An 11,488-nucleotide genomic window follows, 5' to 3' on the forward strand; every position below is an offset into this window, starting at 1 on the left:
CAATCGTTGTTTATTTTAGTCATCGCTGCCGCCCGTTATAGCCTTCACCTCAGCCATTAAATCGCCAAACTTGCCGTAGTTGACCTTTACGCCTTCGTCAAGGTCGAGCTGGATGCGGCGATCTGCATAGTGACGGAGTTTTTCGTCATAGGCGAGCAATTCGACATGCTTTTTCTCAAGCTTTTCCTTCTCTTTGTTCAATTTGCTGCGGGCAGCATTGGATGCTGCGGCATCGGCATCTTTTTTCAACATTTCGATACGGGACTGAATTTTGCCGATGAGCGGTACCACGTACTCGGCACGCATGCGGGCTAAGGTGCCTTCGTGGTAGCGGTGCAGGTAGACCAAAGCCTGGAATGCGCCTTGTTTGCCACTGGAAAACAGCCAGTAAATCGGACGTTTTTTGTAGGTTTGCAGATGATCTTTGAAGAAACTGCCGGCCAGATAGCGGCGGATGGTCTCTTCCTGGGTTTCGTTGGTTTTTTGGCCTAGGCTTTCAACCAGCCAGGTCAGGTTTTCATCCAGGGTTTCCGAGCCCCATACCGCCAGCAAGAACTCACGGATGCGATTGGCGGCATCGTCTTCAAACCAAAGTTCGTCAGTGATCGGCACGATGCCGTCGGCGTCGGCGGAAAACGATCTATAGCGGTTTGGGTCAAAACCAACATTGCCGGCGTGCGCATAAATCAAGCCTGGATTATCAAGGCTGTAACGGCCCATCATGCAGCCGATGGCATAGGAAATCAGACGTTGGCAGTCTTTTTCGCGGTCGGCGCGGGCTATAGTAATTTGTTCTTCGGGAATTTCTGGCGATAGTTCATCTTGCATGCCGTAGGCTTCGATAAAGAAATGATTAACTTGTTCTTCCAACTCTTTTGTTTTTTCAATACTTTTCTCTACATGGCGGCACCAAGTAAGCCATGCGGCATTAACAGTCAATTCGCAGCGCCCAAGAATAATTAGTGGTGAGGCTTGGAATTCCATGGATTGTTCTGAATAATTCCAAAACTCAGCTGCAATTATCACTAACTTATCAACCAACGGAGTGATTGATGTCGTTTCAACTAAAGGAAGTCTGGCGATAAGACCAGCATCATAATTTATCGTTTCAGATAAATAAGAGATAAAGCAGTCCGTGATCTTGCTGTTAAGAAGACCGAGCCCTATTAAAAGTCTATCTCTATCATCACTGAACGCCTTCATTCCACCATTGCTGAAGATGTGACCAGAATTTGTCAATCTAACTGATAGTTTGCCTGATGATATTGCGGACCAAGTGATGCCTTCTCGGAAATAATAGGAAATGTTCTTGATAGTCCTTGTTGGTGATCCATATAGATCCGCTGCAAAAGCAAGAACTTCTTGGCCGTCGTTAGCCCAATTGATTACATGCAGGTTATTTCCGAACCATTTTCGATATTCACCACCTTTGTCATATGGAAACCACTTTTTCCCAGATAATTTAGCTTCAGAGCGAGTTGCGCAATTAGATCCTATTATTGAATTATCTATCTCCCAGTGATAGCGCACGAATCTTGTGTCGTTACTACTCGCCATACCTTGGCGAGAATCTATTTTTTGCCCCAACGGAGGGATCGTCGAAAACACCGAGCGAACTTTATCCGAAGCCCAATATGCCACAGGACTCCCAGGGATTTTATTGAAATCATCCTGTGCCGACTCATCAAATCGATTCTGACCAGCACGCAATGCCGCTTCTTTTTCCGCTTCTTGTCCATCAACCAGTCGAAAAAAAACTGGCCTATAGTTATTAAAATGCCGGCAATGAAGAACAACTGCGGTTGTCTGGACAACCTCACCAGAAATCTCGCCAAACGCACGAGCACCTAGGTGAGCCATGGTTTGAATTGTTCGCTCCAACAACAGCTTTTCCCGCATTTCCTTATATGACGATAAAAACATCCAACTCTGCATTGTCACCATGCTGTTAAAACCGAATGGTTTACACCACTTAAAGCCCCGCTCAATAAACATGGCAAACAAATCAGATTTGCTATCGGGAAATTGATGTTTGGCATATTCTTTCAAGGCTCCATTCATACCTTTGCCGCCCATATAGGGTGGATTTGCCACCACCGAATCAAACTGCATCCCTAAAATCATCCCCTGCCGTACAAGTGGCAACAAATCAAATGCCGCCGCTTGGGTAAACAGGTCACCGCTCTGAATGGTCTGTAGCAAGGCTTCCTGCATTGCGGGAAATTGCACATACAATTCCGACGAAATTTGAATCAACGAACCGAAGGTTCTGGCATTCGCAAAAGTTTCTAATAACGATGCAATATTAGGTCGGGTTAGCGGAGCGTAACCCGACAATGCTTGAACCAACTCATCAGTAGCCAGCCCTTTGCTTTCCTGCAAGGCCAAAACATTAAGCTTGGGCGGATTGTCCAGCAAGCGGCGGTCATCGGCACGGGCTTTCATCAACAAAGCAAAGCCGGCCAATTGCGCGGCGCGGTCATCGATGTCCAGACCGTACAAATTCTTTTCCAGTATCAACCTTGGAATGCTGCGGGGTTGATAGCCTCTCTCCAGATAAATCGCCTTCAACACCTCATAGGCTTCCACCAGGATATGCCCAGAACCGCAAGCGGGGTCGAGGACGGTTAGTGTTTCAGGATTCAGGCTGCCGCCGTCTTGTGCAATGCGTGTTTGAATTAGAGCATCGAGCTGGGCTTGAACTTCCGGAGTTTGTTCGGCAGGTTCGATGTAATATGGCCATTCGCTTTTCAGTGTCGATGCAGGATTGGCCATCAACCACAGTCGACCAATACTGTTTTGCACTAGGTATTGAACGATCCAGTTGGGGGTAAACAACTGGGTGGCGGCGGGAATGTCTTCGGATTTAACCACCTTGCCGATGACCTGAGCTTTTTTCTCGCTGATGTAAAACTGATACAGCCAGCCGATGATCTCGACCTGGCTCCAGTCTTCTTCCGGAATCGAATCGACCAGCTTGGCGATGATCGAATCAGTCAGCAGCAGGTTGTCCGGTAACAGCAGTTCGGTTTCGTCGTCGATTTTTTCGAACAGAAACGGCATAGCGTTGGACAGTGCATTGCATTGGGCAATCAGGGTCAGACGGTAGAGTTCGCCGTCCTGATCGCCAGCCAGCTTGAGTTCGATGGCCCGTTGCGGATTTAGGCCGGGAAGATTGCCGTTTTGCGCCAGTTCCGGAGCGTGGCTGAGTATTTCCGGCAAACCGCCTTCGCGGCTGGACAGTACCCGATAACCATGATTCAGGTAATCGTGAATTTCCATATACCGCAAGGCGGCGAAGCGGTTAAACCAGGTATAGGCCACGTTTTCCACGGTTTGAGCAAAGCCGTGTTTCTGCATCAGTCCGATGAGGTTATCGCGTTGGCGGCTGATTTTGGCTGGCCAGGATTGTCCGGCAATGATCACCAGATCTCCACTTTTTTCGGCGGGTGACACCTGCAATTGGCCGTTTTCTTCAGATAGCCCGAGACGATGCGCGCGAGCGGTGACGGCGGCGATGAAATCTTTGCGAGCCTGTGGTGCGTAGGTTTTGAGTTTAGCTTTGTTCACTCGGTGTAATCCCTTAGTAGCAAAATCCGACCACTTCCTTCGGCTTTTCGGTAATAGGCGGTGTCGGCAGTGATGAGTGTTGCGCCGGGAGTATTTAGTGCAACTGCGTGATAGAGAGTATCAAACAGGTGATGCCGATAACGTGCTGCGAGGTCGATTGCGGTTGTATAAATTTCTGGTTCATTGGCTACGCGGCTTTCAATGTTTAATAAATCAAACAGATCATCTTCCGCTTCATCTGGTTTTTCGCGGGTGAGTACCGCCGCCACTTCCGCAATAAAATGCGGGGGCTGCATGAGTCGTATGCGCCCCTCATCGACACCATAGAGAATGGCTAGCGCCAAATCACAATCTTCTTCGTTGTCCCGGTCTTGGAAGAACCATTTGAGCGCAACACTGGCATCGACCACCAATATCATGGACGACCGTCTTCCCGCGCTGCCCGAATCTCATCATCGGTAATCGCCGGTGCGTGCTTGCGCCGGTCCATTATTCTCAATATCGCATCGTGACTGCGTTGTTTGCGTTCTGCACGTTCGATGGCTTCTCGCATCAAATCGGCAATCACGGCGCTTTTGTTTTGTCCTTGGTAAGCGACATTAAAGGCTTCCTTAACGTCGTCGGGAACGCTGAAATTCACGGTAGCCATGGCTCTCTCCTGTGTTGTTGAAGATTTCAACAAATTATTGGTCATTGCCATGGAAAGTGCAACGATTTATAGACAGGCTCCTTTATTGAATTCGAGCTCTTTTACCTTCTTCCAGGGCCGTCAGTAGTTCTTGTCTAAGTTTGGCTAAATAAGTATCGACTTCCGCTTCGGTTTCCAGATAGCTTTTGCTGGTTAAGGCTTGGGCACGAATCACTTTGATGGGCTTTTGCTGCGGCGTTACAACGGGTCTTGCCGATGTTTCTGTACCTTGTTTGCCAGATACAGGCTCATTCCCGCCAGTCGGCATTTGTTTTTGCGAGGCAGCTATGGCATCCATGGCCGAATCCAGGTGCAGATCGGCTTGTTCGGCCAGATAACGGATTTTGGGGATGCTTATCAACCCAGCAATACTGGCCTTAAGCTGTTGTAAAGGGTACAAGGCTTTATTCCGTAACGCAGCATCGGCATTCACCTTATTCAGATCCGACTCAACTTCCGCCAATTTTTGCTCAATCGCTAATAGGGCAATTTCCCGTTCTTTGCCGGCCAGTCGCTCACTCACCGTTTCAACCGTGATGAGTAAAGGATCGATACGGTTGATTTGCCCGTAAGGTGCAGTGTTATCCCGAATAGCGATGATTAGCTTAATGGCCTCGGCGGCATCAGCATCCTGTTGTAAGGCCTCATGGTTGTCGGCAAAGGCCGTCATAGCCTCCAACATGCGTTGCCAAGTGGGCAGTTGAGTTTTGTAAAAGCTGAGGACATCGTGAATCTCGTCAGCCAAATCCAACCAGTCGTTTTTGCCAGTTAGCAAGGTTTCGATAAATTCGTAACTATCGCGAATGGCCAATTGTTTGCCGATAGTGGTAATAGCTTGATCGATGACGGTTTTGCCGGGGTAGTATCTATTCGATGCAGTGTGACTGTAGCTTTTGAGTTCGTTTTGCCAGTGGCTCAGGCTGTCGCGAGTATCGGCAACCAGAGCGTCTTCCTCTTCGCGGGGTAATTTGGCAAATAGCTCCCGATGTAAGTCACGAGCGCGTTTTAACGACACGCTATCGGCGGATTTGCGTTTGAGGATAGATACTTGTCGAAAGCGCACAGACTTGGTTAACGGATCAAGCGCCGCGCGCGGATCGAGGTCTGATCCTTCCAGCATTAATTTGATCTCGCCGGCCATGAACAACCTGGCGACCAGCAAGACAATTTCCCAATCAGGTTTCCAGCCCCAGGGGATGCCGGTAAAGCGGTCGACAATATCCGATAACAGCACTCGATTTTGCGAGGCTGTCAGTAACAGGTATTGGCGTAATTCGTTGAGTGCCAGGGGATTGAGTTCTTCGATACTGTTATCTAGTGGCGATAATTGTTTGACATCGTCTGCCAATAAAACCGCTTTAATTTCGGCAACTGGATCGGCACAACGGTACTTGAGATAAGGTAGTTTGCTGTAAGTGTTGGCGATCAAATAATTGATCACTTCATCCAACAAGCTAGTCGGATGCAAGCCAGGTTTAATGTCGGGTTTTTGACCTAAAACATAGTAGTCGCCGGTGGCCATGAGATTGCCAAGTTGCTCAACCAGTCGTGAGCGCCGTTCTCGATTTTCGTCCTTTCTGTCACCGAGAATACGTTTTAATGATGGTGTCGCTTGATCGGCCTTGGGACTGATGATGTATTTTTCGATTTGCAGATAAAGGTTGAGCTCTTCATAGAGCCGATGACCTTCTGCCATGCGAAGAATCGCGCGACCTGAGCCTTCTGCGCTGCGCATGATGCAGGTGGCTTCCTGCATTCTGTCGTAGTCGTCACCGAGTGGACTGAGCACTTCCAGTGTCAGTACGTGGTTGGCGGTTTTCCACGGCGTACCGTCCAGAAGCCGGTTAAAGTCATAATCGCCTTTGGAATCGCGATGGCGAACTTTGGTTTGGCTTCTAAGAATGTCTTCAAAAATCAACTCGGACAGCAAGCGGGTCCGTTCTGCGGATGACACTTCAACATGACCCAGTTCGCGGGCAACATCACGCTCCTCGTTGGTCAGGAAAAACCATAAATCGCCATTACGGCTGACCAGTTGTTGCTGTTCCAAGCGGGCTAAGGATTCTTGGATTCGGCGTTTAAGGGCGAGCTTGTCGGCATCCACTTCTTCGACACACAAGGTTGCCAGGTTATCGATGGTGGGTTTGACTGTTTCCGTGATGTACCGTATTAGGAACAAGGCTTTGAGCAACTTTGTGTCGTAGGACTCTAACGCTTCGTTATAAGGTGCTTGGTCAATTGATCGTTTTGCGACACTATCAATAAAGCTTTCGATGGACGGATAAAAGTCATACAGCGGTATCAACGCATCGGTACGCTTGCCGGCATTTTGCACGGCGGCGGACTGGAACGCATCAAGCAACGAGCGTTCGCCGCGCGATAAATGTTTGCCCGTGGCACCGACTTTACGAATTGATTCGAATATTTTTTGCAGCAGTTGAAACTGATACGGCGCAAAGGGATAGTAGGCCACAAATTCGGCGGCATCCCGGTAGCCGCGCAAATTGACAGCATTTCCCAGAAAGGACAGTTGGTTGTTAATGATGTCGCCCTTTTGCGCAAAGGTATCGCGTAAGGTGACATGGGCTTGCTCGGTTTTTGCCAGTAAACGCTCGCCAATGACCTCATCGGTGTTGGAACTGGCTAAAGACAAGCGAGTATGAAAGCGGGCTTGAATCTTGGAGAAATCCTGAGACTTGGCTTTGTTGGCTTCGCCAATCGCCGCATCAATGTCTTCCTGACTAGTCACGATCACCCAGGCACGGCCTTGGCAGAGCGTCCCTAACTGCTCAATAATGGTTTGCAAGCTGAGCATCAGTTGCGTGTTGTCACCGATAAACTGGCCGACTTCATCGACCAGAAAGATGACACGATGGTCGGCTGGTTTGGCTTCCAAGTATTCGCGGATTAGCTTAGCGAAACCTTCGATGTTGATCCGGTAATCATCACGGGCATTATCGAACCAGCGGCCCGCTGACTCGTCGGTCATATTCAGCGACTGCGCCAAAGCGGCCACTACGTCATCACGCAGAAAATCGACGGCATCGCGCTCTTGTTGCCAGGTATTGCCATTTCTACTTTGAAAGACGGTTTTGAAAGTGTCGTAGGCGTCTTTGGAAATTAAGTAGCGTTCCATTTCAGCGATATGAGGCGCATCACCGCAAAGCCCGAGCTTTTCATTGAAGACGCGCAGAAACACTTGAACAATGGCATCACGGTCGGTTTTGGCATCGGCTTTAGCATCAATGTTAAACAGCATGACATCGGCTGTACCTTTGATGGCTCTATGAATATCGGCCAGAAGCAAAGGGTCTTTGATCTTGTGCTCATCGAAAAACTCCGCCGCCTTCTTATGCGCACCGGTTTTAGGATCGATGGCCTCAATGTTTTCCAGCAGGTAAGACAGAATTTTGATGTAGTGGGATTTACCGGAGCCAAAAAAACCCGATACCCAAACACCCATACGTGCGGTGATGGTCGGGTCTTTGGCTTTTTCGGCAGCAGCTAGATAGGCATCGAAAAAACGCCGAAAGTATTCTGTTAGCTGTTTGGTTACAACGTACTCTTCCAATTCCTGCCAAACGCTTTCGGCATCTAATTGGTCGGCTTTGATGACGCCATTGATGGGACGGTCGATAGGCTTGGTGAATAAATCCCTTATTTCCATCTTATTCTTCTTAATTCATAGGTGAGTTATTGCACTTCAGGAACCAATCTGAAGGCACGGTAATAATGATCTTCGGAGAGTTTGTTAAACAACCGCAGAGAGTAGCCGTCGTAACGACCGGGGTATAACATCAACAAAGGCGTTGCGCCCATCAGAGGATGCAAAGCAGAAAGTAACGTATGAGTTCTCAGCATAGGGTAAGCGCTTCCAACGCCGCAAAGAATCAGCAAGTCGATGGTATCCAGTTCTACTAAGGACACCACTTTTTGAGCCAATTTGTCTTCCTTAAGCACTGGGCGTAGCGCAGCCATGACTGCATCATCCCCTTTCTTGCCCTGCATTTCGATTGCCTTATCCAACAACTTGCGTTCCTCAAGTAGCTGTATGACTAGATCGAATAAATTGATGACGCCGGTTCGGATAGGCGGCTGGGTTTTATGCACACTGGGGAGAACTGTTCTAGTGAGAAAATCCCTCATCTCTAGCTCCCGTTCTGGAGGGTAATCGAAAATCCAAAAACCTATTTCATTACCCAATCCTTTGTTGCTTAGGAATTCTTTGGAACTGATTTTGGGGATAATTTGATTGAGTCGTTCCTCAAAGGTTAAAGCCATTAGGCCCGCTCCAATAATGACATTACATAAGTGTCGCCACTTGTTGATAGATAACGTTTCACTTCGGGATGTAATGATTGCGGTGTGAGCTTCATGTTACGTGTGCTTTCAATGTATTTGGCTTCAGACAGAATACGAATAATGACCTGGAATAATTTAGTCTGAGTGGACGCTGACCAAGAACTTACCGATGGATCTTTATGAGTGCATTCGGTGAAAAATCCATCCCAGTTACCCGGCAAAATGGCTAAGTCTAAGCGGCGCTGGTGATCGATGTAAACATGCTCAATGAAATCAGCTAACAGTTGGCTATGCCTAATGGCTGCTACCAACAACAATTGAATAGACACCTCTTGCTCACGGTTAGCGACCAACTCCCAGGCCGGCGGATCGAGTGTTTCAAGGCGTTTTCTGATCAATTTGGCCTGACGTAGCGCAGTGGAAGGCGCTTTTTTTTGCAAAAGATTCTCTTCGACCAATGCTCTCCGCCATGCGGATTCAGTTGGTTGAGTCAAGAGAAACGCCGCAATTCGGCGGCTCTCTAGGGGCATCAGGGAGCCTGCTGAGATTTCTGCGTTGTATATGTTAGTCACTTATAAGGCTTGAATACGAAAACCATCAGAGCATTTTATGTGAAAAATTCAAATTTTAGCCGCTAAAAAATGAGATGCCTTCGTCTTAGGTGGATTCCAATGATTGTTGTTTTAAGGTCTAAACATATTCTATATTGAATGCATTTGGCCTGATGGCTTTGTCGCTATTGGGCTTATCGTTTCTATCAGGTATTGGAAGTAATAAATGTACGCATACGTTGACGAAACCGGAAACGCTGGAATTTTCGACTCAGATCAGCCGGTATTCATTACAGCCGCATTGATGACAAAAATAAACTTTGACTTGCTTCATGCGCGAGATATTAAAACCATCGCTTCGAAGATCGGTGAACCTGAATTACATGCCAATGACTTAGGACCTGAAAAGATCGAGAGAATCGCGGAGGATCTTCTTAAGCTTTTTAAAAAGTGCAATGCCCGTTTTTTTATTTCTCGCGTTGAAAAAAAATATCTAATCGTTACTAAATTTGTAGATACGTTATTTGATCCAACAGAAAATAAAGCAGTTCCACCACATCATTATCATAGCCGGTGGTCACGTTTACTTTTAACGTATCATTTCGCTATTAATCTTAATGAAGAGACTGCAAATAAGTTTTGGTTATCGCTTATGGAAAAGAAGGCCGCAAGAGCACAGCAAATGTTTTTGAATACATTACTTGCTCTTGAACAAGATACTTTGAATATGTCTAACAAAGGTCTGAAACAACTAATCAGTTGTGCTATACAGTGGGCTAAACAAAACCCAGATTCAATTAGTATTTACAGTACAAAGTCTGTCAAATTGGGTCATTGGCCGAATATGGTTGGCTTCTCCAATTTGCTTAATGGCATTGAGCAAAGGTCAAAAAAATGGCAACGACAAGTAGCAGAAATTGTTCATGATCGCCAAAGCCAATTTGCAAGAACTCTTGAAGAGTGGCACCTCATACATAAAAATTTCCCCAATGATATTATTTTATCGATGGGCGAAGAGCGTAAATTACGATGCGTCGAAGGAAGTCAATTTAGAATAAGCGCCTCCGCAGATAGCGCCGGAATACAAGCAATCGACATAGTGATTTGGCTGTACAAACGCTTCTTTGATGGGAAGCCGCTTGATTATCATTCTGCACAGCTAATAAATTATGTGATTAAAAATGCCTATCAAAGCGACTTTTCCTTCAAAAATCTGGAAAAAGCATTGAACGGATACTTTTCGACGAAAAAGCCGCCTACTGCCGAGGAATTGAAACGAGCGCAAATGTTTTTAGATATAGAAAATGAATATGTACAAGATCGCATAGGGCAAACAACTATCTAAAGTGTCATTTACCTGTGCGAATAGCGTAATAGCCCTTTTTACATTTAGACGCACACAACTTTTTCCCCGCGACGATGGCCTCTTCCTGGCTGTCGAACCACTCCGTTCTGACAGTACCGGGTGAGCCAACCCTGCCCCACTCCTTGATCAACGACCAATCGTCAAATAGGCCCGGCGTCACAAACATCTGATAAAAACGATGCATGTTGTTTTCGGTATCGTGTCTTTCCAGATAGAGATGATTCATCGCTTACTCCCCAGGCGAGTGGACCGTATTATCAGTTTGCGGTGATTTCATCGCCGCTTCCCGAATCCGCATAATGGTTTGCCGAGTGGTTTTGAATTCCCGAGCCAACTCCGAAACGTTGCTGCCTGCGGCCAATCGTTTGACAACGTCAGCACGAGCTTCCGCATTAAGTGCCGGCGGTCGACCAAACTGTTTACCCGCTGCCTTCGCACGACTAAGGCCTGCTTGGGTTCGCTCAATCAGCAAGTCACGCTCAAACTCAGCGACCGCTGCGATCACCTGCATGGTCATTTTTCCGGCAGAACTGGTCAGATCAACCCCGCCTAACGCCAGACAATGGACCCGCACCCCAGAATCAGAAAGATGCTCGACCGTGGCTCTTACATCCATGGCGTTGCGACCTAGGCGATCCAGCTTGGTAACCACCAACACATCGCCCGATTCCATTCGGTCGATCAGCTTATTAAAACCTGGCCGTTCTTTAGCCGCGACTGAACCACTGATGCTTTCTTCAATCAAACGATGCGGTTGAATAGCGAAACCGGCAGATTGAATTTCCCGGCTTTGGTTTTGGGTGGTCTGGTCTGTGGTCGACACTCGACAGTAAGCAAAGACGCGTGACATGTTCTAATTCCGTCCGAAAAGGATGTACGAATTATAACACATGTACGTAAATCGATAAGCCTAGTTTAGTACATGCCTTGTAAGGACTGTCCGAAACCGGTTGTAAATGTCAGAAGACGACTGCACGAATGTCAGAAGACAACTGCACTACTTTAATATGC

General features: G+C 47.4%; 9 protein-coding genes. 1 reads left to right on the forward strand and 8 read right to left on the reverse strand.

The features are described 5' to 3' along the window. Positions 1 to 15: 15 nt before the first annotated feature. From pglX to EBA_RS15720, 6 genes are all read right to left on the reverse strand, one after another. Positions 16 to 3,570, reverse strand: coding sequence for a BREX-1 system adenine-specific DNA-methyltransferase PglX (gene pglX, locus EBA_RS15695; protein WP_192375578.1), 3,555 nt, complete (start codon positions 3,568 to 3,570; stop codon positions 16 to 18). Then, positions 3,567 to 3,989 (reverse strand): type II toxin-antitoxin system VapC family toxin, encoded by a 423-nt coding sequence (locus tag EBA_RS15700; protein ID WP_192375579.1) that lies wholly within the window; start codon positions 3,987 to 3,989, stop codon positions 3,567 to 3,569. Before EBA_RS15700 ends, pglX begins: the two co-directional genes overlap by 4 nt. Continuing rightward, the gene (locus tag EBA_RS15705; protein WP_192375580.1) at positions 3,986 to 4,219 is read right to left on the reverse strand and encodes a hypothetical protein; all 234 of its coding nucleotides are present in this window, start codon (positions 4,217 to 4,219) and stop codon (positions 3,986 to 3,988) included. The genes EBA_RS15700 and EBA_RS15705 overlap by 4 nt, the downstream gene beginning before the upstream one ends. An 82-nt stretch (positions 4,220 to 4,301) precedes the next feature. Further along, complete coding sequence (gene brxC, locus EBA_RS15710; protein ID WP_192375581.1) at positions 4,302 to 7,925, reverse strand: BREX system P-loop protein BrxC; 3,624 nt, start codon at positions 7,923 to 7,925, stop codon at positions 4,302 to 4,304. Positions 7,926 to 7,951: 26 nt separating this feature from the next. Continuing rightward, on the reverse strand, positions 7,952 to 8,539 hold the full coding sequence (locus tag EBA_RS15715) for a DUF1788 domain-containing protein (RefSeq protein WP_192375582.1): 588 nt from the start codon (positions 8,537 to 8,539) through the stop codon (positions 7,952 to 7,954). Next, positions 8,539 to 9,132 carry a DUF1819 family protein gene (locus tag EBA_RS15720; RefSeq protein ID WP_223146694.1) on the reverse strand — a complete coding sequence of 198 codons (594 nt, stop codon included), beginning with the start codon at positions 9,130 to 9,132 and terminating at the stop codon, positions 8,539 to 8,541. Before EBA_RS15720 ends, EBA_RS15715 begins: the two co-directional genes overlap by 1 nt. 205 nt (positions 9,133 to 9,337) lie before the next feature. Here EBA_RS15720 and EBA_RS15725 point away from each other — a divergent pair, with 205 nt between their 5' ends. Continuing rightward, positions 9,338 to 10,456: a DUF3800 domain-containing protein gene (locus tag EBA_RS15725; protein ID WP_192375583.1), complete on the forward strand. Its 1,119-nt coding sequence runs from the start codon at positions 9,338 to 9,340 to the stop codon at positions 10,454 to 10,456. Positions 10,457 to 10,460: 4 nt separating this feature from the next. Here EBA_RS15725 and EBA_RS15730 read toward each other — a convergent pair whose 3' ends face one another. Both EBA_RS15730 and EBA_RS15735 read right to left on the reverse strand, forming a co-directional pair. Next, positions 10,461 to 10,703 carry a WGR domain-containing protein gene (locus EBA_RS15730; protein ID WP_192375584.1) on the reverse strand — a complete coding sequence of 81 codons (243 nt, stop codon included), beginning with the start codon at positions 10,701 to 10,703 and terminating at the stop codon, positions 10,461 to 10,463. Between the two features lie 3 nt (positions 10,704 to 10,706). After that, complete coding sequence (locus EBA_RS15735) at positions 10,707 to 11,327, reverse strand: recombinase family protein (RefSeq protein ID WP_192375585.1); 621 nt, start codon at positions 11,325 to 11,327, stop codon at positions 10,707 to 10,709. Positions 11,328 to 11,488: the final 161 nt, after the last annotated feature.

Source organism: Methylomonas albis (assembly GCF_014850955.1).
GTDB classification, from domain to species: domain Bacteria; phylum Pseudomonadota; class Gammaproteobacteria; order Methylococcales; family Methylomonadaceae; genus Methylomonas; species Methylomonas albis.